23 protein-coding genes, 1 pseudogene and 1 riboswitch are annotated in these 25977 nt (G+C 42.8%); of the genes and pseudogenes, 9 read left to right on the forward strand and 15 right to left on the reverse strand.

Translation table 11 applies throughout. The annotated features are described in order from the left end of the window. The first annotated feature begins 118 nt into the window (after positions 1-118). The 3 genes from hydE (at position 119) to hydF (ending at position 4000) form a co-directional block, all read left to right on the forward strand. Entirely contained in the window at positions 119-1168 is a 1050-nt protein-coding gene (gene hydE, locus DWY31_RS03425) for a [FeFe] hydrogenase H-cluster radical SAM maturase HydE (protein WP_118287939.1), read from the forward strand. Positions 1169-1194: 26 nt separating this feature from the next. Then, a complete protein-coding gene (gene hydG, locus DWY31_RS03430) occupies positions 1195-2616 on the forward strand; it encodes a [FeFe] hydrogenase H-cluster radical SAM maturase HydG (protein ID WP_118287940.1) in 1422 nt (473 codons plus the stop codon). A 103-nt stretch (positions 2617-2719) separates the two neighbouring features. Beyond that, the gene (gene hydF / locus DWY31_RS03435; protein ID WP_118287941.1) at positions 2720-4000 is read left to right on the forward strand and encodes a [FeFe] hydrogenase H-cluster maturation GTPase HydF; all 1281 of its coding nucleotides are present in this window, start codon (positions 2720-2722) and stop codon (positions 3998-4000) included. A 349-nt stretch (positions 4001-4349) separates the two neighbouring features. Here the strand turns inward: hydF and DWY31_RS03440 are convergent, their stop codons facing one another. From DWY31_RS03440 to DWY31_RS03470, 7 genes and pseudogenes are all read right to left on the reverse strand, one after another. Further along, positions 4350-6239, reverse strand: a complete 1890-nt coding sequence (locus DWY31_RS03440; protein WP_118287942.1) for an extracellular solute-binding protein — start codon at positions 6237-6239, stop codon at positions 4350-4352. A 3-nt stretch (positions 6240-6242) separates the two neighbouring features. Continuing rightward, positions 6243-7079 carry an ABC transporter permease gene (locus tag DWY31_RS03445; RefSeq protein ID WP_118287943.1) on the reverse strand — a complete coding sequence of 279 codons (837 nt, stop codon included), beginning with the start codon at positions 7077-7079 and terminating at the stop codon, positions 6243-6245. Positions 7080-7577: 498 nt separating this feature from the next. Then, a pseudogene (locus DWY31_RS14310) lies at positions 7578-8657 on the reverse strand (ABC transporter ATP-binding protein); the annotation flags it as partial. A gap of 63 nt (positions 8658-8720) precedes the next feature. Then, positions 8721-9254 (reverse strand): helix-turn-helix domain-containing protein, encoded by a 534-nt coding sequence (locus tag DWY31_RS03455; RefSeq protein ID WP_021860344.1) that lies wholly within the window; start codon positions 9252-9254, stop codon positions 8721-8723. Positions 9255-9544: 290 nt separating this feature from the next. After that, positions 9545-10180, reverse strand: a complete 636-nt coding sequence (locus tag DWY31_RS03460) for an ECF transporter S component (protein ID WP_021860774.1) — start codon at positions 10178-10180, stop codon at positions 9545-9547. Between the two features lie 165 nt (positions 10181-10345). Then, positions 10346-10470, reverse strand: a riboswitch (FMN riboswitch). 103 nt (positions 10471-10573) lie between these two features. Continuing rightward, the gene (locus DWY31_RS03465) at positions 10574-11482 is read right to left on the reverse strand and encodes a YitT family protein (RefSeq protein WP_118519536.1); all 909 of its coding nucleotides are present in this window, start codon (positions 11480-11482) and stop codon (positions 10574-10576) included. Between the two features lie 56 nt (positions 11483-11538). Then, positions 11539-13695 carry a Tex family protein gene (locus tag DWY31_RS03470; protein WP_118519537.1) on the reverse strand — a complete coding sequence of 719 codons (2157 nt, stop codon included), beginning with the start codon at positions 13693-13695 and terminating at the stop codon, positions 11539-11541. 181 nt (positions 13696-13876) lie between these two features. Here DWY31_RS03470 and DWY31_RS03475 point away from each other — a divergent pair, with 181 nt between their 5' ends. The 4 genes from DWY31_RS03475 to DWY31_RS03490 all read left to right on the forward strand — a co-directional run bounded on the left by DWY31_RS03475 (position 13877) and on the right by DWY31_RS03490 (position 17042). After that, the gene (locus DWY31_RS03475; RefSeq protein WP_021860771.1) at positions 13877-14485 is read left to right on the forward strand and encodes a TetR/AcrR family transcriptional regulator; all 609 of its coding nucleotides are present in this window, start codon (positions 13877-13879) and stop codon (positions 14483-14485) included. Between the two features lie 3 nt (positions 14486-14488). After that, positions 14489-15433, forward strand: a complete 945-nt coding sequence (locus tag DWY31_RS03480; protein WP_118519538.1) for a diacylglycerol/lipid kinase family protein — start codon at positions 14489-14491, stop codon at positions 15431-15433. Between the two features lie 13 nt (positions 15434-15446). After that, entirely contained in the window at positions 15447-16271 is an 825-nt protein-coding gene (locus DWY31_RS03485) for a glycerophosphodiester phosphodiesterase (protein WP_021860769.1), read from the forward strand. A gap of 102 nt (positions 16272-16373) precedes the next feature. Further along, entirely contained in the window at positions 16374-17042 is a 669-nt protein-coding gene (locus tag DWY31_RS03490) for a phosphatase PAP2 family protein (RefSeq protein WP_021860768.1), read from the forward strand. A gap of 168 nt (positions 17043-17210) precedes the next feature. Here the strand turns inward: DWY31_RS03490 and mutY are convergent, their stop codons facing one another. The 4 genes from mutY to DWY31_RS03510 form a co-directional block, all read right to left on the reverse strand. Further along, on the reverse strand, positions 17211-18941 hold the full coding sequence (mutY, locus tag DWY31_RS03495; protein ID WP_118519539.1) for an A/G-specific adenine glycosylase: 1731 nt from the start codon (positions 18939-18941) through the stop codon (positions 17211-17213). Then, a complete protein-coding gene (locus DWY31_RS03500; RefSeq protein ID WP_021860766.1) occupies positions 18928-19602 on the reverse strand; it encodes a GTP pyrophosphokinase in 675 nt (224 codons plus the stop codon). Before DWY31_RS03500 ends, mutY begins: the two co-directional genes overlap by 14 nt. A 100-nt stretch (positions 19603-19702) precedes the next feature. Then, positions 19703-20236 carry a cob(I)yrinic acid a,c-diamide adenosyltransferase gene (locus tag DWY31_RS03505; RefSeq protein ID WP_226976675.1) on the reverse strand — a complete coding sequence of 178 codons (534 nt, stop codon included), beginning with the start codon at positions 20234-20236 and terminating at the stop codon, positions 19703-19705. Positions 20237-20304: 68 nt separating this feature from the next. Then, the gene (locus tag DWY31_RS03510; RefSeq protein ID WP_118519540.1) at positions 20305-21369 is read right to left on the reverse strand and encodes a PTS transporter subunit IIC; all 1065 of its coding nucleotides are present in this window, start codon (positions 21367-21369) and stop codon (positions 20305-20307) included. Between the two features lie 185 nt (positions 21370-21554). Between DWY31_RS03510 and DWY31_RS03515 the strand changes: the two genes are divergently transcribed. Together DWY31_RS03515 and DWY31_RS03520 are read left to right on the forward strand one after the other, a co-directional pair. After that, complete coding sequence (locus DWY31_RS03515; protein ID WP_021860763.1) at positions 21555-21818, forward strand: hypothetical protein; 264 nt, start codon at positions 21555-21557, stop codon at positions 21816-21818. A gap of 14 nt (positions 21819-21832) precedes the next feature. After that, complete coding sequence (locus tag DWY31_RS03520) at positions 21833-22084, forward strand: GNAT family acetyltransferase (RefSeq protein ID WP_118519541.1); 252 nt, start codon at positions 21833-21835, stop codon at positions 22082-22084. A 154-nt stretch (positions 22085-22238) separates the two neighbouring features. On the opposite strand, the gene DWY31_RS03525 is transcribed toward DWY31_RS03520, so the two are convergent. From DWY31_RS03525 to DWY31_RS03540, 4 genes are all read right to left on the reverse strand, one after another. Continuing rightward, entirely contained in the window at positions 22239-23873 is a 1635-nt protein-coding gene (locus DWY31_RS03525; protein ID WP_118519542.1) for a Na/Pi cotransporter family protein, read from the reverse strand. A 166-nt stretch (positions 23874-24039) separates the two neighbouring features. Continuing rightward, positions 24040-24396: a stage V sporulation protein AE gene (gene spoVAE, locus DWY31_RS03530; protein ID WP_118519593.1), complete on the reverse strand. Its 357-nt coding sequence runs from the start codon at positions 24394-24396 to the stop codon at positions 24040-24042. Positions 24397-24474: 78 nt separating this feature from the next. Next, entirely contained in the window at positions 24475-25491 is a 1017-nt protein-coding gene (locus DWY31_RS03535) for a stage V sporulation protein AD (protein ID WP_186856003.1), read from the reverse strand. 2 nt (positions 25492-25493) lie between these two features. Next, positions 25494-25973, reverse strand: a complete 480-nt coding sequence (locus DWY31_RS03540; RefSeq protein WP_118519543.1) for a SpoVA/SpoVAEb family sporulation membrane protein — start codon at positions 25971-25973, stop codon at positions 25494-25496. Positions 25974-25977 lie beyond the last annotated feature (4 nt).

The following is a 25977-nucleotide window of genomic DNA, read 5'->3' on the forward strand; positions in this document are numbered from 1 at the left end:
AAAAGGCGTTCAGAACGTAAGTGCATTTTCAATGCCGTTTAAAGAAAGGAGTCTTGTAACCCCTTTTTAAGCTAACTCTGCCTGACGCCATGTGCGTCAGGTTTTTTAGTGTAAAATTATGGAACATTTGAAAATGCTGATCGACAAACTGAAAAAAGAACAGGCGCTTACGAAAGAGGAATGGGTAGAGCTGATTGAGGGGCGAAATGCCGAACTTGCCGAATATCTCTTCGCACTTGCCCGCGAAGAACGGCACCACTATTACGATCACGACGTATACGTCCGGGGACTGATCGAATTTACCAATTATTGCAAAAACGACTGCCTTTACTGCGGTATACGAAAGAGTAATTCTAACGCAAAACGGTACCGTTTAAGCGAAGAGGACATTCTCTCCTGCTGCGGGACCGGTTATGAGCTTGGTTTCCGCACCTTTGTCCTGCAGGGCGGTGAGGATGGATTTTACACAGATGAGAAGCTGGTACACATCATTTCCCGGATCAAGGAATTATACCCTGACTGCGCACTGACGCTTTCCATCGGTGAAAAATCCCGTGAAAGCTATCAGGCTTATTATGACGCAGGTGCTGACCGCTACCTGCTCCGTCACGAGACTGCAAATGCTGCTCATTATGCAAAGTTGCATCCTGCTTCGCTAAGTGCCGCGAACCGTCAGCAATGTCTGTGGGATTTAAAAGACATTGGTTATCAGGTGGGAACCGGTTTTATGGTCGGTTCACCGTATCAGACAGCGGAACATCTGGCTGAGGATCTTCTATTTATTAAGAAGCTGAATCCACATATGATCGGCATCGGACCATTTATTCCACACCACGATACGCCATTTGCCGATGAAAAAGCCGGAACGCTGGAACTGACACTTTTTATGCTGGGACTTTTGAGACTGATGCTCCCGAAAGTGCTGCTTCCTGCCACAACAGCGCTTGGCACGATCCATCCGAAGGGACGGGAACTGGGGATCCAGGCAGGCGCCAATGTCGTAATGCCAAATCTGTCGCCGGTGAGTGTCCGCAAGGATTATTCACTGTACGATAACAAAATCTGTACCGGAGATGAAGCTGCAGAATGTCGTTTCTGTCTGGAACGTCGCATGAAATCTATCGGTTACAATATTGTCACTTCGAGAGGTGACTCGTTGAACATTTAACAACTTATTTTATGGAGGAACATATCATGTATGATGTAAATTCAAAATGCGCGGATGATTTTATCAACCACGAGGAAATCTTAGAAACACTTGCTTATGCAGATGAAAACAAAAACAACAAAGAACTGATCGAATCATTGATCAAAAAAGCTTCTTTAAGAAAGGGCTTATCTCACAAAGAAGCTTCTGTTCTGTTAGCCTGTCAGGATGACGAGCTGAATGAGAAAATCTTCCGGCTCGCCGAACAGATCAAAAAAGATTTTTACGGAAACCGTATTGTACTTTTTGCACCGTTATATTTATCCAACTACTGTATCAACGGCTGTACTTACTGTCCGTACCATATGAAAAACAAACACATTGCCAGAAAGCAGTTAACACAAGAAGAGATCCGCAGAGAAGTTATCGCACTGCAGGATATGGGGCACAAACGTTTGGCACTGGAAGCGGGTGAAGATCCTGTGCACAATACAATGGATTATTATCTGGAATCCATCAAAACGATTTACGATATCAAGCATAAAAACGGTGCAATCCGCCGTGTCAATATTAATATTGCCGCAACGACAGTCGATAACTACCGTCTGTTAAAAGAAGCCGGAATCGGTACTTACATTCTTTTCCAGGAGACTTATCACAAAGAAAGTTATCTGCAGTTACACCCGACAGGACCGAAACACGATTACAACTATCATACAGAAGCTATGGATCGTGCCATGGAAGGCGGTGTAGATGATGTTGGTATCGGTGTGCTCTTCGGACTGGATAAATACCGCTATGAATTTGCCGGACTTCTGATGCATGCAGAACATCTGGAAGCTGCATTCGGCGTTGGTCCGCACACGATCAGTGTGCCGCGACTGCGTGATGCAGATGATATTGATTCCAGCTCATTTACAAATGGAATCGATGATGATACATTTGCAAAAATTGTTGCATGTATCCGCATCTCGGTTCCGTACACAGGCATGATCATTTCCACACGTGAAGGAATGAACACCCGTGAACGTGTTCTTCACCTTGGTATTTCTCAGATCAGTGGTGGTTCCAAAACCAGCGTTGGTGGATATTGTGAACCGGAACCGGAAGATGCAAAATCCGAACAGTTTGATGTCGTTGACAACCGTACGCTGGACGAAGTCGTACAGTGGCTGATGCAGATGGATTATATCCCAAGTTTCTGCACTGCCTGTTACCGTGCCGGAAGAACCGGCGACCGCTTCATGTCTCTGTGCAAGAGTGGACAGATCCAGAACTGCTGCCACCCGAATGCACTTATGACACTGGAAGAGTACTTAATGGACTACGCTTCACCGGTAACGAAAGCAATCGGTGACAAGCTGATCGATAAGGAAGTGCTGAATGTTCCGAATGAGCAGGTACGCAAGACGGTACTGGAGAATTTAAAACTTATCCGCGAAGATAACCGCCGCGATTTTAGATTCTAAAAAAGGGGACGGGGCTTTTCTAGAAAATCCCCGTCCCCTTTTTTTACCTTTTGTTTATCCACAACTCATCCACACAATTTATCCACAGAAGGAGGATTTCTTTATGAGTATGAACAATACACCTTCCGCTGAGCGTGTACACATCGGGATATTCGGACGCAGGAATGCCGGGAAATCCAGTGTGATCAATGCCATGACCGGGCAGGATCTGGCGATTGTATCAGATGTAAAGGGAACGACCACTGATCCGGTTTTAAAGGCGATGGAGCTTCTTCCGCTTGGTCCGGTTGTCATGATTGACACACCGGGGCTTGATGACGAGGGCGAACTTGGAGCGCTCCGTGTGCAGAAGGCTTATCAGATATTGAATAAAACAGATATTGCTGTTCTTGTTATGGATGCCACTCTTGGTATGACACCGGAAGATGAGGCTATCTTAAAACGAATCCAGGCGAAAGAGATTCCATTTCTGCTTGTGTTTAATAAGACGGATCTGCTTACCAGTGATACGCAAATCCAAAATACAGACGGTTACAGAGTCACTTCCGCACCAAATACTTCCATAACAGCACTTCGAAGACAAACTGCTGAAAAATACGGTATCCAGGAAGATCTGATTTTTTTTGTCAGTGCCTCTGATATGGATCACATTTATGAATTGAAAGAAAAGATTGCTTCCCTTGCCCCGTCCGATGACAATGACCACCGGATCGTAGCAGATCTGATCCACCCCGGAGATTTTGTTGTGCTTGTCGTTCCGATCGATAAGGCCGCGCCAAAAGGCAGACTGATTCTCCCACAGCAGCAGACAATCCGGGATATTTTAGACTGTGGTGCTACGGCGATTGTTACAAGGGATTCCGAACTGGAAGAAACCCTAAAAAAACTCGGGACAAGGCCTTCGCTTGTCATCACTGACAGCCAGGCATTTGCAAAAGTCTCCAAGCTGACACCTGCCGATATACCGCTTACTTCTTTTTCAATCTTATTTGCAAGATATAAAGGAAATCTGGATACGGTTGTACGCGGTGCCAGTGCACTTGATAAACTTTCAGACGGTGACCGTATCCTCATCTGTGAGGGTTGTACACACCACCGTCAGTGCGAAGATATCGGGACGGTAAAGCTTCCGAACTGGATTCGTGAATACACGGGGGAAAATGTGGAATTTGATTTCAAGAGCGGAACAGAATTTCCACCGGATGTGGATAAGTATCAATTAATTATCCACTGTGGTGGATGCACACTGAATGAGCGTGAAATGAAATATCGTCTGAAATGTGCAGAAGATGCCGGTGTACCGATCACAAACTACGGAACTGCAATTGCATATATGAAAGGAATTCTGAAGCGGAGTACGGCGATATTTTCCGAGGATCTGTAATTTCCTTGATACCGGGAGCTTTTCGCTCTTCATTATCATAGAAGAATCTTATTTACAGACTTTTCTTCACAGTCGAGGGATTAATATGACAGAAACTGTTTGAACTGTGTTAAAATATAATTTTCAAATTCTTCAGCACATTAACGACCGGTTATATTAATAATGCATACTATAAGAGCCTGAACTTTCTTAAGCTATTTCCATTATTTTATGGATTATCACTTTGAAGTCAGGCTCTTATTCCTTTTCTCAGTCCATTCCTTAATCCGAGAATCTCTATTCACTTATTACCTGCAGCAATCTTTCCCCTTGCCAATACTTACATATATTGGATGTGCCAAAAACCTATCTACTTATTACTTGCTGCAATCTTCACTTTGCTCCACAGATTGCTGATGATCTTCTTCGTCTTCTCATTGTATTCAAAGACTTCATCTTTTTTATTATCCGTTCTCGGAATATATGCGTCGATTCCTTCGAACTCGCCACCTTTGCCGTGTAAATCCTCCATAACCTTTTTGTTGGCAGATGTATAGCCAACATAGCTAGAGTTATCATATGCGCCGTCGTAATCACTTGCATAATTGATAAATGCATGCGCAAGTTCAACGTTTTTGGCATTTTTCGGAATAACCATCGCATCGGACCACTGATTTGTTCCGCTGTCTGGAAGATAGTATCCCATTTTCGGATTTTCCGCCATGACATAAGTTGCATCTCCGGAATAGATAAGTCCCAGCGCTTTTCTCGCCTGTGCCATATTATCGATGATCTCATCCGTCACGATCTCCGGCTTCATCGTTCCCACGCATTTCAGGAGCCACTGGTAAGCCTTATCAATCTCTCCCTGATCACTGGTATTCATCGAATATCCAAGTGACTTTAACGCCATCATGAAAGAATCTCTCTCTGAATCATACAGGTAAATATCTCCTTTGTATTTCTGATCCAGGAAAATGTTATAACCTTCTTTTTTCAAATCTTCTTCGGATACCTTTGTCTTGTCATAGACAATCCCGACAGTTCCCCAGAAATACGGAACCGAATATTCATTTTTCGGATCATATGGCAGTCCTTTGACCGCTTTATTCAGCTTATCCATACAGGTCAGCTTTGATTTATCCAGTTTTTGTAAATATCCTTCGGAAATCAGACGCTCAATCATATAATCACTCGGAACGAGAATATCATACGCTTCTTTATTTGCGACTTTGATGTACATCTGTTCATTGGAATCAAAGTTCTCCAGCATAACTTTCGCACCGGTTTCTTTTTCAAAGTCCTGAATGATATGTTCACCGACATATTCTCCCCAGTTATAAATCCTGAGTGTCTGTCCTTCAAACGGACGTTTGTTCTGTGCTCCACCGAACTGCGCAACACATATGACCGCAACCAGCGCCGCACAGACGGCTGTGACCGGTATCCACATTCTCCTTCTTCTGACTACATCTGTCTTCTTTCTTTTGCTTGCCAGCATTGGCATAATATTGATCACCAGAAGTACGATCGTAATAATCATAACAACAAGCGTAGAAATGGCGTTAATGCTCGGATTCACACGTTTGCTCATTGTATACACCATAATACTTAAGTTCTTTACACCTTGTCCGGTTACGAAATAAGAAATGATAAAATCATCTACGGACATGGTAAATGCAATCAGCGCTCCGGACACGATTCCCGGTGTGATCTGTGGCACAATAACTTTCGTCAGAGCCTGCCACGGTGTCGCCCCAAGGTCCATTGCCGCATCTGCCAGGTTCGGATCCAGTGAGCGGATCTTCGGCATCACGGAAAGCATGACATATGGGATACAGAATGCAATGTGCGCAAGCAGCATCGTCACATAGCCTTTTTCCACACGGAATGTGATAAATAACAGCATAAAGCCAATCGCTGTTACAATTTCCGGGTTCATAAGCGGCAGATTATTGACCTGATCCATCAGATCACGCACAACTTTTTTTGACTTACTTATTCCAATTGCAGAAATTGTTCCTACAATTGTGGAAATAATTGTAGCCAGCACCGCCACACTGAATGTTGTAGAGAGCGCCTCCATCATATCGCTGGAATCCAGCATATGCCGGTACCAGCGCAGTGAAAATCCGGTAAAGCTTGTCAGTGATTTTCCATCGTTAAATGAAAAAATAATCATATATAATATCGGAAGGTAGAAAAAGATGACTGAAAGTACCATCAAGATCTTCCCGATCCGTCGTTTCTTTTGTTTCATCTTTTATACCCCCTTTCCGCCCTGATTATGCTGCTCCACTTTCCGTACAGCCATCATCAGAAGCATCATAATAATCGCCATGATCATAGACACCGCACTTCCAAAATTCCACTCTCCGACTGTGATAAACTGGTTTTCGATCATATTTCCGATGAGGAAATACTGACCGCCTCCAAGCAGCTTCGGAATAAAGAACGAGCTGACTGCCGGAAGGAATACGAGCGTAATTCCATTAATTACTCCCGGCATGGAAAGTGGCAAAGTAATTCTGCGGAAAGTCTGTGCGGGACTGGCCCCGAGATCCGCACTCGCTTCGATCAGCGAATAATCCATCTTGCTTAAGGACGTCTGGATCTGCAGGATCATAAACGGAAGGAAGTTATATACCATACCGAGCAGTACGGCGCCCTCTGTATAGAGAAGCTCTACATTTCCAAGTCCGAAAAATCCAAGTATTTTCTGAAAAATACCACCGTTGCTCAGAAGTCCGATCCATGCGTATGTTCGCACAAGCATGTTGATCCACATCGGCAGTGTAATGCATAAAATCAATATATTCTGTACTTTTTCTGTGCTTCTTGCTATATAATATGCGATCGGATAGCCGAGAAGCAGACATAAAACGGTTGTCTTCACCGCAATCAGTATGGAACGCCAGAGGATTAATAAGAAATCCGGATCGGTAAAAAATTTGGCATAATGTTCCAGTGTGAACGAGAAAGAAATGATGCTGTTGCCTTGATTCATTACAGAATACAGTGCGATCAGTGCCATCGGAAGAACAAGCATCATCACTGCCCACACGATATACGGCCATGCAAGCTGCTGAAAACGTTTCATCTAGTACACCACCTTTGACATGACATGAATATCTTCCGGGAAGAATGTCAGGCCGACCTCCTGTCCTTCCTCCGAATAATCAGTCGTATGGATCTTAAATTCGCGACCGGTTGTTGAAAATGTGATCTGATATACACCTTCTGTCACTTCTTCCGGTTCAAAGTCATAATCTACACTGATGTCCACACTTTGATCTTCATCGCTTAACTTCCAGCCCTGTGCATTTGCCCATGTTTTCAGATCTGTATCCAATGCCTGTGAATCATTGATCTCATCTACTGTTTTGAAGAAGTTGAACGCCATAACCGCTTCATTTGCCTTTTCATTCTTAACGAACGGCTGGTTGACTACAAAGATTGTTCTCTCGATGCTTGTTCCATCTGCGGTTGTAAATGTAACCGGATACTGTCCTTCTTCTTTCTCCAGTTCGTATTCTACTTTTGCAATGGATATATAATCATCTGTCTCTACTTCCCATGCCTGCGCATTGGAGAACGCGATAATCTCTTTATCATCCATTTCTTCCACATCGTCAACATCAACATAGAAGTTGTTTGCACTGATTTTTTCTTTTCCGTCTTCACTTGTCACTTCGTGGTTGCGGATGACACGCATATTTACCGTAACGCTGGTCCCCGGAACTGTCTCCACCATGATTTCATAATGAACACCTTTGAACAGCACACTCAAAACTTCTCCGGTCATCTTACCGTCTTTTACATCTACAATATCAATATCTTCCGGACGGATGACAACGTCTACTTTTTCATTCTTCTTAAATCCATAATCCACGCAGTCAAATACAATATCATCAAACATGACTTTATAATCATCTATCATCGTTCCTGATAAAATGTTGCTTTCACCGATAAAGTTCGCTACGAAACGGTTTGCCGGTTCATTGTAAATATCCTGCGGCGAACCGATCTGCTGGATCTCACCATTTTTCATAACAACGATCTTATCCGACATCGTAAGTGCCTCTTCCTGATCATGTGTTACGAAAATAAAGGTGATACCGACCTCCTGCTGGATCCGTTTCAACTCATACTGCATCTCTTTTCTGAGTTTCAGGTCAAGCGCAGCAAGCGGCTCATCAAGAAGCAGCACTTTCGGCTCATTGACAAGCGCTCTTGCAATTGCAACACGCTGCTGCTGGCCTCCTGAAAGCAGTGTTGTATTCTTGTCTTCAAATCCTTCCAGTCCGATAAGCTTTAACATCTTCATGACTTTCTGGTCAATGATGTCTTTTCCGACTTTTTTTATCTTAAGCCCAAATGCAATATTTTCATAAACACTCAGATGTGGAAAGAGTGCGTATTTCTGAAACACCGTGTTCAGTTCCCGCTCATACGGCGGCTTATTACTGATCTCCTCGCCATCAAAAATCACACTTCCTTCGTCTGCTTCCAGGAATCCTCCCAGAATCCGAAGAAGTGTTGTCTTACCGCAGCCACTTGGCCCGAGCAGTGTTACAAATTCATTTTCATAAATGTCAAGATTGATTCCTTTTAACACAACCTGGCTGTCAAAACTTTTGACAATGTTGCGGAATTCAATGATCTTATTCTCTTCCATCTCACGTCTCCCTTCTATAATCTGTCAGCTATAATATCTCAGCCTTTTATCGTTCTCGTCTGTTTAAAACATCGGCGGGTTGGTGATCCACAATACTTTTGCTTCCCCGCTCCCATGATTATATAAATAATGGCTTCTGGAACCATCCATATAAAACGTTTCCTTCGCCTTTACTTTATATTTCTTCTTGCCACGCACAATTGTTATGCTGCCTTTTAATACATAGCCAAATTCTTCTCCCTGAAACGCCGACACTTCCCGGCTTTTCTGATGTGGCGCCAATGTTAAAATAATAGGCTCCATCTGGTTCTTTTGTGCATTAGGCACAATCCACTCAATCTGAAAACCTTCCTGTTCATCCACAAAAAAATCCTGCTGTCCGAATACAATCTGATGCTCTTCTTCCTCATGGAAAAAGTCTGACAGATTACTTCCAAGCGCTTCCAGAATATCTTCCAGCGTTGCGATACTCGGCGTTGTCAGATTTCTCTCCACCTGGGACAGAAAGCCTTTTGACAGCTCGCTTCTGGATGCCAGATCATTCAGCGTCAGGTCATTTTGCAAACGCAGTTCTTTCAATTTCTTTCCGATATCCACCCTATCACCTCCGAGATATATTTTCGTTCTGGAGTTTTCTATTACTATACTTTATGTTCAAAATTACCGAACAAAGTTTATTATACACGGTTACGGGAATATTTCAAGAGATTCACAGATTTTTTGAAGCCTGGTTCTAGTTTTTTTGGATATTTTTTCAAAAAAATTAAAACCTGTATTTCCCACCAGATGGCAACTTGCTGAAAACTGCATTATAATACAAGCAAGGACAGAACCCTAAAAATCAAGGCTCTGTCCTTCTTTTTTTCATCATTATCTAATATTTTCTTCTATCTTCCCATATGGAATATCGGGCTGATCTTCTTATAGATCAAAAATACGATCAACGATACCAGCACACCTTTTAACAGGTTAAATGGCACGATTGCAAAGATTACAAGCGTTGTAACGCTTGTAATGTGGCTGTTCACTGCTGTTCCCATGCCAACCAGTGCATCCATCGGCATCTGGAACGCTTTTGCATAAGCCGGTAATAATACGTATGCATTAAGGAAACATCCAAGGATTGTCATAAATAATGTTCCGCTAATCATACCAACGATAGCGCCTGTGCGGTTATGCTTTTTCTTGTAGATCAGACCTGCCGGTACCACAAATGCGCATCCGATCAGGAAGTTAGCAATCTCACCTACCCCTGCTGTCATGGTTCCATTTACCGCAAAGTTCAGAATGATCTTGATGAATTCAATCGTTGCTCCTGCCAATGGTCCCATTGCAAAACATCCGACTAATACCGGAACTTCACTGAAATCGATCTCGTAAAAAGATGGTGCAAACGGAAGCGGAATCTCGAAAAGCATTAATACTAATGCAATTGCAGATAACATTCCAACCTGTGCCATTACACGGATCTTTGTCCTGTTCTTTGTCTGTGCTGCTGCCATTGTTTTTGTACTTGTACTCATATGTTGGTCTCCTTTAAAATACTTATATTTAGAAAGAAAACTTCCGGAACTATGCATTACATCTTGCTGAAGTTTTTATATAGTAAGAAAATCAATTTCCTATTGCAACAATAAAACCCCGGTATCAAACAAAATACCGGGGTAATAATATTGCTTTTTCTATGCATAACTCTTCTCTCATCCAGACTTTACTGTCGGTATCGGAATTACACCGATTCAGCCGGTACGTATCATACCGGGTCGCGGACTATACCGCCGGTTGGGACTTTCACCCGACCCCGAAGAATCTTTCTCTTTGTTTTTTATTATAGTGCTGTACTTCTTAAATTGCAAGTGAAACTTTTCCGAAGTATTATCTCACACAAACATCCATTATGTCTGACTTTCAAAAATCTAAGACTGTCTGTCACCTGCCGACTTCCGGTCTTCCGGAAGTTCCTGATAACGGATACGTTCGAAAGTAAATCCCTGACCTCGCACTTCATTGATCTGTGTGATCGTAATAAATGCGTACGGATCGATGCTGTGGATCATTTCTTTTGTGGAATACAGTTTCCGGTTCGGAATGATGCACATAACACCTTTCTGTTTTTCATGACGATAACCGTTTTCAATATAGATCATCGTTGTTCCAAGATCGAGCTTGGATAATAAATCTTCCCGGATCTCTTCGTATTTCTCAGATATGATAAACAACTGTATCTGTGAAGTTCCAAGCAGCATCACCTTATTTAGTAGTACCGTTGTCAGCACCAGATTCAAAATACCGTACATCACCTGTTCTGAATTAGAAAAGAGGATCTGTGAAGAAAGCACAATAAAATCAACCACATACATAAGCGGTGCCAGTGGAATATGTGCCACTTTGTTCAGGATCAGTGCTATGATATCGGTTCCGCCTGTAGAAGCACCAACTCTTACAATGATACCAATTCCAATTCCCATAAGCACTCCCGCATAAATTGCGGACAGCAGCTGATTATCTGTCAGCGTTGTAATTCCCGGTATCTTCTGGACAACTGACAGGCAAAGCGGATATAAAAATGTACTTACAATCGTTGTAACTGCAAATTTTTTTCCGAGTATAAAAGCTCCTGACAGGAACAATATGACGTTTACACCTAATAATACAACCGATAGGGACATCGGCACATAATGTGTGATCGTAAGTGCAATACCGGTTGCGCCTCCCATGACAATACCTGTTGGTACGATAAATGCTGCAACTGCAAATGCCAGAATGATATTCCCCAATAATACTCCGGCAAGTGTGAACAATGTTTTTCCCCAATTTTTCTGCATACTAAACACCTCTCGCTTTTTTGTATTTTTTATTAAATTACTTTTGTAAAATTATTTTATTGAATACCTTTCATTGTCAGCTGGATTCTCTTTTTCTTAAGATCCACACTTAAAACTTTGACATCCACGATATCACCAACGCTTACTACTTCCAGTGGATGTTTTACAAATTTCTTATCGCTTAATTCTGAAATGTGTACCAGTCCGTCCTGATGGACACCGATGTCAACAAAGGCTCCAAAATCAATGACATTTCTCACTGTTCCTTTTAATACCATGCCTTCTGTCAGGTCTTTCATTTCCAGAACATCCGTGCGGAGGATCGGTTTTGGCATCTCATCTCGCGGATCTCTTCCCGGTTTCTCCAATTCTTTTACAATATCTTCCAGTGTGATCTCACCGATTCCAAGCTCTTCTGCCAGACGTTTTTTATCACGGATCGTAAGTGATAATCCTGTCAGTTTTCCTCCTTTGATATCATCTACGGAAAATCCCTGCTTCTTCAACAGTTCTTCTGCTGCCGCATAGGACTCCGGATGCACGCTGGTAGCATCTAACGGATTATCTCCGTCCTGGATACGCATAAAACCTGCACACTGTTCAAATGCTTTCGGTCCCAGCTTTGCTACTTTTAATAATTGTTTCCGGTTTGTAAATTTGCCATTTTCTTCACGATATACAACGATATTTTTGGCAATCGCAGAAGAAATACCGGAGATATAGGAAAGCAACGGTGCGGATGCTGTATTCAGATCGACACCGACTTTATTTACGCAATCTTCTACAACACCGGAAAGTGCTTCGCTTAATTTCTTCTGGTTCATGTCATGCTGATACTGTCCGACTCCGATCGATTTCGGATCGATCTTCACAAGCTCAGCAAGCGGATCCTGCAGTCGTCTTGCAATGGACGCTGCACTTCTCTGCCCGACATCAAAATTCGGGAACTCTTCTGAAGCAAGTTTACTTGCCGAATATACAGAAGCTCCTGCTTCATTTACAATGATATACTCTACTTTTTCCGGAATCTCTTTTAATAACTCTACGATAAACTGCTCAGATTCTCTGGATGCAGTTCCATTTCCTACTGAGATCAGTGATACGTGATACTTCGGAATGATCTTCTTTAATAAATCTTTGGACGCCTGGATCTTCTTCGGTGTTGTCGGTGCAGTAGGATAGATGACTGTTGTACCGATAACTTTTCCGGTCGGATCTACAACTGCAAGTTTACATCCGGTTCGGAATGCCGGATCCCAGCCAAGCACGGTTCTTCCTGTGATTGGAGGCTGCATGAGAAGCTGCTCTAAGTTCTTTCCGAACACTTCGATTGCTCCATCCTCTGCTTTTTCCGTCAGTTCACTCCGGATCTCCCGCTCGATTGCCGGTGCGATCAGACGTTTATAACTGTCCTCTGCTACTTCTTGAAGTACCGGAGTCGTATACGGATTATCTGTGCGGATGATCTGTTTTTCCAGATATCGTAAGATATCATCCTGCGGTGCTTCTACTTTTACAGTCAGGAACTTCTCTTTCTCTCCACGGTTCAGCGCAAGGATGCGGTGTCCCGCCAGCTTGCTGAGTGCTTCTTCAAATTCGTAATACATCTCATAAACCGACTCCTGTTTTTCGTCCTTTGCAGTGGAAATAAGAGTTCCTTTCTGCATGGTTCTCTTACGGATCCAGCTTCTGTATGCCGCTTCATCAGACACTGCTTCTGCGAGAATATCCTTCGCGCCGTCCAGCGCATCTTTGACTGTCTCTACACCTTTTTCTTTATTAACATAGTCTTCTGCCAGCTTCTCCAGCGGCTCTTTTGCTTTCTGTAAAGTAATCAGTGCTGCCAGTGGCTCCAGTCCCTTTTCCTTCGCAATCGTCGCACGGGTTCTTCGTTTCGGGCGATACGGACGGTAGAGATCTTCTACCACGACCAGTGTCTGTGCCGCAACGATCTTTGCTTTCAGCTCTTCTGTCAATTTTCCCTGTTCTTCTATACTTGCCAGTACCTGTTCTTTCTTCTCCTCTAGATTCCGTAAATAGGTCAGTCTTTCATATAATTTACGAAGCTGTTCGTCGTCCAGTGTACCAGTTGCTTCTTTTCTGTATCTGGCGATAAATGGAATTGTATTACCTTCATCGATCAATTTTACAGCCGCTTCTACCTGCCACTTTTTTACGCCTAATTCTTCTGTAATCTTCTGATTGATATCCATAATTATATCCTTTCTGAATGTTACTTTCTGTGGCTTTCCACAATCTTTCTTATTATAGCGAAAATGTCTCTTTCTTGCAATGGAACAGTAAATACAGAGTTCACTCTGTTTTATTGAAAACAGCTATTTATTATGTTATACTTAAGGTTATCATAAAAGAAAAAGGAGATTCTTGATCATCATGAATCAAACAGTACAAACAAAACCATTGTCCAAGCAGCAGCAGAAGTCTATGGAAACGAAAGCTCGGATTTTCGCCGCTGCCAAAAATATTTTACAAAAAGACGGATATGAAGCATTGTCGATTAAAAATATCTGTGACGAAGCTGGGGTTTCCAACGGAAGTTTTTATCATCATTTCAAAACAAAAGACGATCTTCTTTCTTATTATATAGAAGAGCAGCCGAGCATCAATCCGGATTTTCTTGATCTTCCGGCTTCTCCGGCTGAAGCTAAAGAAGCGATCATCTACGTCTATCTGAATTATGTACATTACTGCCAGGATCTGGGCGTAGAATTTATGTCGAATTACTATACACCAAAGAACCAGTCTCTGAACCCGCTCATCCGTACGGAGCGTCCTTATCCGATCGTTACGGTCCACAATTATCTGCAGAAATGCATGGATGCCGGAATTTTACAGATATCCGGAGATCTGGAAGCTCTTACAACCGATATCCGTATGATCGTGATCGGTAACGTTTTTGAATGGTGTCTGAAAGAAGGACATGCGGATTTTGAAGGAAATATGAAGCGAAGTCTGGAGACTTATCTGAACGGAGCATTTTAAATCATGTACACTTTTCTTGTAAATCCCGGTTCTAGAAGCGGCCTCGGTCAGACTGTCTGGAACACACTGGAACAATATCTGAAAGAGAACGAGATCTCTTATCAGGTCTTTTTCACTAAATATCAGCGGCATGCCTCGAAGCTTGCCGCTCATTTGTGTGCCGATCCATCTTTGGAAACACTGATTGTTCTTGGCGGTGACGGCACTTTAAATGAAGTCATTGACGGCATCAGCGATCTGTCCGGCATCACACTTGGATACATTCCGATTGGGTCCAGCAATGATTTTGCAAGGAGCATGGGACTTTCCCGGGATCCACTCACAGCACTTAAACATATCCTTAAGCCTTCCCGTTTTGCATACTTAAATATCGGAGTGACAGAATATGAAACAGACAGCAAGCCTTATTGCCGGCGCCGTTTTGCTGTCAGTTCCGGTCTTGGATTTGATGCCGCTGTCTGCCATCAGGTAATCGTCTCTCCGCTGAAACGATTTCTTAATAAGCTGCATCTTGGAAAACTATCCTACGTTGGCGTTGCACTTTCCCAGATTTTCACCATGACACCCTGTGATATGCACATTCGGCTTACGGAGCTGTCCGGTGATACAGAAGAAATACTTTTTCACAAAGTTTATTTCGCTGCGGCTATGAATCAGCGCACAGAGGGCGGTGGATTCCGTTTCTGTCCAAAAGCAGATCCTTCTGATGATATTCTGGATGTTATTGTAGTAGAAGGATTCCCGAAAGCTGTCATTCTTATGCTTTTGCCAACCGCTTTTAAAGGATGGCATGTATTTTTCAAAGGAATCCATACATATCAATGTAAAAAAGCAACTTTTACCAGCCCGAAACCACTTGCGGTCCATACAGACGGAGAACCGGTATATTTAAAACGAGAAATTACCTGTTCTCTGGAACCTGAGAAAATTCGTCTGATTTTAAGTTAAGGAGATGTATTTTATGTATCACGGAATACTCATTTTTATTGTTTGTCTGTGTTTATTTGTTCTCTTTTTACTTTTCCCCCGGACAGGCAAACGGCAGGAACTTTTAAAATTGTATCGTGGAACCTGTTTTGCTCATCGTGGATATCACAGTATTGAAAATGGAATTCCAGAAAATTCTATGCCCGCGTTCCGGCAGGCGCTTTCCCACGGTTATGGCATTGAGCTGGATGTTCATCTCACCAAAGATGGCAGACTGGTTGTTTTCCACGATGATACTCTGAACCGTGTCTGTAAAAAATCCGGCACGATCGAAGATTTGACAGTTCCGGAGCTGAAAACATGCCGTCTCCAGGATACGGAAGAACAGATTCCTCTGTTTGAAGATGTTCTGTCACTGGTAAACGGACAGGTACCTCTTCTGATCGAATTGAAAATTCCCGGTCGTTCCACCGCTATCTGTCAGCATGTTCATAAGGCCCTTTCCTGTTATCATGGAAATTATATGATTCAGTCTTTTAATACGATGGGACTTTTCTGGTATCGCAGGCATGCTCCGGAAGTTCTGCGTGGACAGCTTTCTTCCAGACTTACGAAGGATCCTCTGAAAGAACTCTGGTTTTTACGTTTTCTTGCCGAAAACCTGCTTCTTAATTTTCTTGGCAGACCGGATTTTATTTCTTATAAACTGAAAAACCTTCCTAAATTTACTGTTTCTTTCTTACGGAAATTCTTTGGAACACCTACAGCTGTCTGGACACTTCGTACACCTGAGGCATTGCTGGAAGGCAAACGCTGTTATGATATGCAGATTTTCGAAAAACATGGTGAAAATTATTAAGAATAGATGAACATTGTTGTTGATTCTATCTTTTCATGTTATAATCCGTTGAGAAACTTAGCTAATCTTTAGATAAGACTTGTTATATAAAGGGGCGTAATTATGCAATCCATTACGAAAATCAAACAATTTATCCTGCGGTATCGTCATGCATGGGTTTTATTATATAGCTTTATCTACATGCCTTGGTTCTGTTATCTGGAGAAGCACAGATTCAGCCATTACTATCTGATCCACTCACCACTTGACGATTATATCCCGTTTGTAGAATATTTTATTGTTCCGTATCTGTTATGGTTTTTATTTATTGCTGTAACGATCGCATATTTCTTCTTTACGGATAAGAAAGGATATTACCAGCTTACAGCATTTTTATTCACTGGAATGACGATCTTCCTGATCATCTGCACAGTATTTCCAAATGAATTAAACCTGCGTCCGCACACATTTGCGAACGATACTGTTTTTACAAGACTGGTACAACAGCTTTACAGCACCGATACACCGACGAATGTACTGCCAAGTATTCATGTATATAATTCACTTGGCGCTGCTATCGCCATCGGACACAGCCAGGCACTGAAAAAACACCGCGGTATCCAGTTTGTTTCTTACGGACTTGCCGGACTGATTGTTCTGTCTACCATGTTCTTAAAGCAGCACTCTGTAACGGATGTGATCGCAGCAGTGGCACTTACCTTTATGATTTATCCGCTGATCTATGTAACACAGACAAAGCGGGCACCGAAGCTGTCACAGCAGCCGATCTAGGATAAAATATAATATTAAAATAAAAAGAATCGCAGTTGACTGATCTCTATAAACCAATCTGTCAATTGCGATTCTTTTTTATTTTCGTGGAGTGTAATCTTCTAATCACACTCCTCTTCTTTTTCTGATACCCGCGTATTGTTCCGTGCCGAACTTGGTATTCTGGTATCATATAATGTCCTTCGTATATGCTGCAAATGCAGATGGGATGGAATATTTCTCCCGGATCTCTCCCGGATGTATGAACAAAAATCCTTTCTCGTTTGTCTTCTCCAACTCATCCACCTGAATCTGATAACCTTTCATCTGCCACTCCACATGGCTGAAAATGTGCTTTGCATCCGGTAATTTTTTAATTCTTACCGGCATAAGTCCAATAGAACGGCAATAGTTTTCTGCCTCTTTTCTTGTCAGATGCCCTTCTACATTCGGCAGTTCATAGAGTCCGGCAAGCAATCCTTTTGCCGGCCTTTTGCGGATAGCAATCTCCTGCAGATCTTCAAACAGAAAAACGGTCTTTTTCTCAATCCGCCTTGCTTTTGCTTTTTTCTTCACCGGTAACTTATCTGTCAGCCCCTCTTTTTCTGCACGGCATATATTCTTAAGTGGACATTCTCCGCATTTTGGTTCGCCATTTGGCACACAGACAATCGCTCCCAGCTCGATCAGTCCCTGATTAAAATCACTGGCCGCATCTGCCGGGATGACTTCTTCGAGCGCTTTCTCCAACCTCTTCTTCGTGCTCTGCTTCATAATATCTGCATCATCTGCCAGAACTCTTGTTACTACACGCAACACATTGCCGTCTACTGCCGGTTTCGGAATTCCAAACGCAAATGAACTGATTGCTCCTGCCGTATAGCTTCCGATCCCTTTCAGTTCAAGGATTTTCTCATAATCTGCCGGAAATTCACCGCCATACTCTTCCATGATCTGGATTGCTGCTTTCTGCATGTTGCGTACCCGGTTGTAATACCCTAAACCTTCCCACAATTTGAGTAGCTTGTCTTCCGGCGCCTCTGCCAGATCCTTCACTGTCGGCAACGCTTGTAAAAAGCGATCATAATATCCCTTCACCGCTTCTACCCTTGTCTGCTGCAGCATAATCTCTGATATCCATATTCTGTACGGATCCGGGTGATGTCTCCACGGAAGGTCACGGTGGTATTTCCTGTACCATCCGGTTAATGGTTCTGCCATCTCATGAAGCTCAGGCTGTCCAAGCACAACCGGAACTTCATCCGCAAGCGTCATGCTGTCTGTCGTCACTACACAGTCTCTTGCCAGGATCTTTACTCCTGCATCCGCGGCTTCCTGTAAGGCTTCCGCAAATTCCGGATGTGTCTGCCTGTTTGGCGTAAAATAGCGTACACCTTTCATCTGTATCACAAACAAGACGTACGCTTCGTACCCCGCTTTTCTTGCTTTCTTTAATTCCTGTACATGCTTTACGGCACGTTCACTCGGCGCATCCGGAAACCGGACTACACCGTCTTCTTCCAATGTAACTCCTTTAACTTCCACCAGAATCTTCTGATTCTTCGTCTCCACATAGAAATCAAATCTGGAATTCTCGTATGTGTACTCCGGCTTTACAAGTACCGGATCCGGCACCAGTCCACCGGCGCAGAGCCATTCCTGCGCTACCTTATTCGGCGCCTGGGAATCCATATTGATAAGTCTGTCGCCTTTCTCTACTGCGATAAGATCCCATCCTGTCTTACGCTCAGGGTTATCGCTTTTCTGTATATACACCGGTACCTCCGGCTGCAAAAGTTCCGCACAGCGTCCTGTATTTTTCACATGGACAGTCTCTGTACGACCGGCACATTCCACATAAGCAATAAACCGGTTCGGTCTGTCTATAAAACTGCCCGGATAAATATTAGGATACTTCACTTTTCTTCCGTCCTTTTAATTCTTCCTGTTCTTCTACATACGCCTGGATCGCCTCATTTAACGACAGCATCTTCTCATCCAGTGTTGACACCATATCTGCACACTCTCTGAGATCCCGGCTGATATATTCCGGCGCATTTCCCTCAAATTTGTAATAAATCTTATGCTCCAGACTTGCCCAGAAATCCATCGCGATCGTCCGGATCTGGATCTCTACCTTTGTATCTACAACACTGTCTGACAGGAAAATCGGAACCGATACAAGCATGTGATAGCTCTTGTAGCCGCTTGCTTTCGGATTCTTAATATAATCTTTGATCGATAATACCTTTAAATCACTCTGGTTTCCAATCATCTCTGCCAATCTGTATATATCAGAAGTAAATGAACAGATCAATCTTACTCCTGCAATATCGTTGATGTATTTTACCATATTCTCTATGGATGTCTCATACCCGTATCTTTTTAACTTCTTCACAATACTCTCCGGTGTCTTCACACGTGTCTTAATGTGCTCGATCGGATTGTACTGATGTACATGCTGGAATTCGTCATTTAGAATCTCCAGTTTCGTTCCTACTTCCTTTAACGCGGAATTATAAAGAAACATAATGGTCTTCCAGCTGTCCACATCTTCGTAATTCTTAATTGCATTCTCCACGATTGCCTCTCTCCTTCCGTCCTTCGAAGCTTCTTGCGGCACCCGAAGAGTATAACATAAGCGGCCAGAAATTGTTCCTGTTTTAATAGATTTTTAAGGATTAATATTCGATTCCTTCTCTTGCTGACTGTCCCTTGTCATATGGATGTTTTACTTTTTTCATCTCCGTCACATAATCGGAAGCACGGATGATCCGGTCTGACACTTCATGTCCGGTCATAATGATCTCCAGTCCTCTCGGCTTATGCTCCAGAAAACTCATCAGTTTATCTTCATTCAGAAGATTCAGAGAAACTGCGCACAGTATCTCATCTAAAAATAATACGTCAAACGGACTACAGAATTTGATTATCTCATCTAATGCTTTCGTGTTATAATGCTTTAATTCTGCCCGTTCATCAGAATTCATCTGATTGTAAAATTTGATCTTATCCCTGCCCGGAAGGCACGTTACATTCGGAATCTGCTCCAGGATTGCACGCTCACTGGAAGAATTGTTCTTCATGAATTGAAACATCAGAACCTTAAGTCCGCTCCCCGCTGCCCGGATCACCTGTCCTACTGCCGCTGTTGTCTTGCCTTTTCCTGTTCCGTAATATACATGAATTCTTCCGGTTCCTATCATTGCTAACATCCCCGCTTTCTGTTTTCTCTTCTTTCGTTACCTCTTAACAGTATACCATGAATTCATGTCCTGTGCATTTAGAAATCCAATTTCATGTCTCCGAATTGAATCCATCCTTTTTTTCGCATCCATTCACTGATTCCCAGTGTTACGACTGCCGGAAGCACAATCTGTATCAGCAGAATCTTTAACAATACAACCGCTCCTGTCTCACTTGCGATCATCGTCTGCCAGGTCATGATCTGCCCTACCAATCCTGCCGTTCCCATTCCTGATCCGGTTGCATTACCTGTCATATGCAGAAGAACTGTGCCTGTCGGTCCTAAAACCGCGCTGGACAGGATCACCGGAAACCAGATTATCGGTTTTCTTACAATATTCGGGACTTGCAGCATAGAAGTTCCAATTCCCTGTGCAAGCAGTCCTCCAATCTTATTCTCTCTGTAGCTTGCCACGGCAAATCCAACCATATTACAACAGCAGCCTATCGTCGCCGCTCCTGCTGCCAGACCGGATAAATTCAAAATAATTCCCAGTGCCGCCGAACTGATCGGCAATGTCAGTATCATTCCCATCAGTACAGAAACAATGATTCCCATCAAAAATGGCTGCTGTTCTGTTCCCCAGTTAATAACCGAACCAAGCCACACCATAAATCCGGAAATCGGCGGTCCAAGGATCAGCCCTACAGCAGAACCTGTTCCGATGCTTATAATTGGTGTTACAAGAATATCCACTTTCGTTTTTCCGGAAACAAGATGTCCGAAATAAATCCCTACATACGCTGCAAGGAATGCACCTAATGGTTCTCCCGGACCTGAATAAACCATTGCTCCGTCAACCAGAACTGTTCCTGCCAGCAATTTACTTGCAAATGCGCCTGTCATACCTGCTGTTGCCGCAGATACAACAACCAGCGGGCTTTCATTAAATTTGTAAGCAACTGCAACACCAATTCCTGCTCCTGTCAGAGACGCAGCTACTTTGCCAATTACAAACAGTATCGTTCCTGCCTGCCCGGGAATAAAACTTCCGATCTGCTGAATGATCGTGCCGATGATCAGCGTTGCAAACAAGCCCTGCGCCATCGCACTTAGCCCTTCAATAAAAATCCGATCCAACACTTTCTTTACTTTTTCCATTTTCCCACCTCATAATTACACCCAATACATCATCTGTATTGTTATGTGTCTTGTCATTTAGGAAAATCCTATCATAGCTTCTGCCAAAAAGCAACTTCCATAAAAAGTTTACTCTCTAAAAGTGTTTACTTTTTCTCAGAAAACGACTATACTCATTTCATTATCAGGAAAGCGAGGGAACACTTATGTTTCGTTTATGGGGCAAAGAATTTAAAGACAATCATATGCTTCGGGACACTGTGATCTGTGATGATTCAGATGATACAAGAACCCATAAGATCTTTCACGCACTGGAAGAGATCTGCTATGAATTTGATCTCAGCAAACCAATCTGGCTGGAATCTACGATAGATGAATTTAAACGCCACGATAAGACAAGATTTTATCAGGATAATTTTGTAGATTCTATTGATTTTGATTATCTGGAAATCCATATTATAGAAGAATAAAAAGGAGTTTTATCATGCTGGAACCAATCGGATTATCTTTACAATTTTTAAAGAAAGAAGTCTATACCGGTTCTCATCACGGTATGCGCTATTTATTGCAAAAAGATGAGGATACATTAAAAGCATGTACCTATCCGGAACCATATTGTTTTGAGAAGACTGCTGATGAGAAGAAAGAATGGAAGAAATTTGAATTTTCCGCAGATGGACTTACGCAGGCCTTGGAATGGCTGTCGGAAGTTCACGAAAAGTCTTATAATGATTAAAATTCGATATTCATGTAAAATGTAAACAAAGGCACAAAAAATGTCATGTACCGGTTCTTGCTGATACATGACATTTTTTACCCAATTTTTTTATTCGAGTCCAGATGTCTTACTCACAACGGATAAAATACACTTTGCGAGTTTTATCCGCTGATTACTCTTCAAGTACTTCTTCTGCGATATTTCTTGCATGGTCAGAAATACGTTCCATACAAACCAGCGTATCTAAGAATACAATACCCGCTTCTGTATTACATTCATTATTAGACAGTCTCTTAATATGACGGCTCCGCAGTTTCACCTCAAGGTCATCCACTTTTGTCTCTTTTTCAATAACGCGCAGTGCCTTCTCATGGCTCTGCTCTTTAAATGCATCCAGTGCATAGAAATAGCTTTTCGCAGTCTCCTCAATCATTTCTTTTAACTGCTTCTTTGCTGTCTCAGAGAAGGATGCTTTCTTATCTCGGAGTGTCTCTGCAAACTCAGAGATATTTTCACAGTAATCACTGACACGTTCCATATCGGAAAGCACCTGTAACAGATGTGCTGCCTCCTGATGCTCTTTCTCACTGATCTGTAAGGAAGATAATTTGATTGTATAATTGGTAATTCCCGCACAGAGTCTGTCAACATCACTCTCATCATTTTTCAAAATATCAATTGCTTCCTGATCCTGTGTATACAATACATCTTTTGCAACTTCAATGGATCTCCTTACGATCTCGCCCATACGAACGGTTTCTTTTATCACAGACTGCAGAGCAATACTCGGTGTCTGTAACATACGTTCATCGAGAAGTACTGTTCCCGGATCATTGGCGTCTTCATCCACACGGCCGATCTTCTTGGCAATTTTCACGATCAGGTTAGATGCCGGGAATAACATAACTGTCGTTGCAATGTTGAAGAATGTATGCACCATACTGATCTCTGTCTGTGTAATATTTCCTGTTCCTGCCTGTGGATTCAGCACGGTAAAGTAAACGATTGCAATGATACTGAAAATAATCGTTCCGATGATATTAAAGATCAGGTGCATAAGTGCTGCTGCCTTCGCATTCTTTTTCGCACCTACACTGGATAAAATTGCTGTAATACAAGTACCGATATTCTGTCCCATGATAATATAAATAGCTGCACTGAATGGTACCAATCCCGCTGCCGCAAGACTCTGCAGAATACCAACCGATGCGGAAGAACTCTGAATCACTGCCGTTACAAGCGCTCCAGCCAGAATACCGAGGATTGGATTCTTTCCTAATGTAACAAACATCTGTACAAATCCGTCAAATTCTTTCAGCGGCTCTACTGCTGATGACATCGTAGAAATACCGATAAAAAGTAAACCAAAGCCAACAATAATATTGGCGATTTCTTTGGATGTACGTCTCTTGCCTGTCAACATGATAACCACACCGATAATCACTGCGATCGGTGCTAGCTTCTCCGGGCTTAAAAATTCTGCCCACTCTACGGAAGATACGAGCCATCCGGTAACGGTTGTACCAACGTTGGCACCCATGATCACTCCCATTGCCTGGGTCAGGTTCATGATTCCGGCATTAACAAAACCAACGACCATGACGGTTGTCGCTGAAGAGCTCTGAATGACTGCTGTGATAGCAGCTCCTAGTAACACTCCCATCACTTTGTTCTTCGTCAGCACTTCCAGCAGTGATTTCATCTTGCTTCCCGCTGCATTCTCCAGTCCCTGTGCCATGATCTGCATACCATAAATAAACATTCCAAGACCACCGACAAAAGGTATCAGTATATCTACATAATTCATTGTCTTCCTCCTACAAATATATCCCTTATGCTGTTTTTTAAGCTTATTTTTTTACAATTTCTTAATTTATTCTTAATAAGCTCACTGTTTTTACAATACCATTTGTTATAGAAGAACACAATCTTTTTTTCGATTTTTTTATATCTTTTTGGTATCTCTTTTTCAATTACTCCTTCATTTTCGGCTCAAATATAAGCGAAGCCAGATATCCAAATATTAAAGCACCGGCAATTCCCGCCGCACTTGCCTGGAAACCTCCCAGAAAAATTCCGATCACGCCTTCTTCGTCAACCGCCTTTCTGACACCTTGCCATAGGAGATTTCCGAATCCTGTAAGGGGAACGCTCGCACCGGCGCCCGCATATTCCTGAATTGGTTCATAGATTCCAAGTATGCCAAGTACTGCCCCGGTACACACCAGAAGAACCATGATCCGCCCGGGCATCAGTTTCGTCCGGTCTAACAGAATCTGCACCAACGCACAGATTAAACCGCCCACCCAGAATGCATTGATATATTCCATCTTATTTCCTGCCTTTCTTTTTTGTAAAATTGAAGGAGAAATACTCTCTCCTGCCAAAGCGTTCATTTATATCACATGCTATGCATGTTCCAGTACGATCGCATGTGCGATCCCCGGCACACTCGCTCCCTCGTTGTAACTAACCGTAGACATAAGAGCCCCGGTCGGCACAAACAATACACGCTTCCATTCACCGCTTTCTATTTTCGGCAGAATATAAGCACTGAGCGTTGTCGCAGCACAGCCACATCCACTGCCCCCGGCATGTGTATCCTGCGTACTCTGATCAAAAATCTGCATTCCACAGTCCATATGCATCTTTTTAATATCTATATCTTTTTTTCTCATCAAGTCAAATAGAATACTCTGTCCGACATAGCCAAGATCTCCGGTTATGATCCGGTCATAATCTTCGGGCTGTCTTCCAAAATCTTTAAGATGCTGCCAGATCGTATCACATGCCGCCGGCGCCATACAAGCCCCCATATTCTGGGAATCTTTTAAGCCGTAATCAATGATCTTTCCTGTTGTAATTCCAGTGATCTTCACACGACTTTTCTTCTGTGCTCCATCCGCACCGATGATGAATGCACCACTTCCGGTCACAGTCCACTGCGCGCTCAAGGGGCGCTGGCTGGCATAACCGAGCGGAAAGCGGAATTCTTTTTCCGCACAGGCAAAATGACTGGATGTTACAGCAAGCATATACTCGCCATAGCCTGCCCCCACGCACATAGCTCCCAGTGCAAGCGCTTCACCAGAAGTAGAACAGGCGCCATACAGACCGAACAGTGGGATTTCAAATTGTCTTGCTCCCATAGATGTGACGATTCCCTGCCGTAGCAGATCACCTCCAAATGTCAGCCGGATGTCCTCCGGTTTAAGACCTGCTTTTCCGAGCGCAATCTGGCATGCTTCCTTCTGCATTGTACTCTCTGCCTCTTCCCAGCTGTCTTCTCCGAAAAGATCAGTTTCTTCTATAATATCAAATAACTCCCCAAGCGGACCTTCTCCTTCTTTTTTCCCAACAACAGATGCACTGCTTATAAGATATGGTCCTTCTTTAAAAATAATACTCTGTTTTCCTCTTTGCATCTTCAGACTCCTTTCCCGAAAATACAGTAAACAATACCCAGTACCCAACTGGTGAAGATTCCATATAAGATCACCGGTCCTGCGATTGTAAAGATCTTGCAGCCAATTCCCATGACCTGTCCTTCTTTTTTATATTCAATTGCCGGTGCTGCTACCGAATTGGCAAATCCGGTAATCGGAACAAGTGCCCCTGCACCTCCCCATTTTGCAATCTTCGGGTAAATATTGAATCCTGTCAGCAGAACACTTAAAAATACCAGTATCAATGAACACCAGCTTCCACCGATTTCTTTGGTCATTCCCATATTTTCACACCAGTTCAGTAAAAATTCCCCGATCGTACAGATGATTCCGCCGGTCAGGAATGCGCGGAACATATTTGTTCCAAGTGCATGCACCGGTGTTTTCTGTTTTACATATTTTTTGTAGTTTTCTTTTTTCATTTCCTGCGCTTTTTTGTCATTTACCTCATTATTTAACATTCTG

This window comes from Dorea sp. AF24-7LB (genome assembly GCF_003478575.1).
In the GTDB taxonomy this organism is placed as follows: Bacteria; Bacillota; Clostridia; order Lachnospirales; family Lachnospiraceae; genus Dorea_D; species Dorea_D hominis.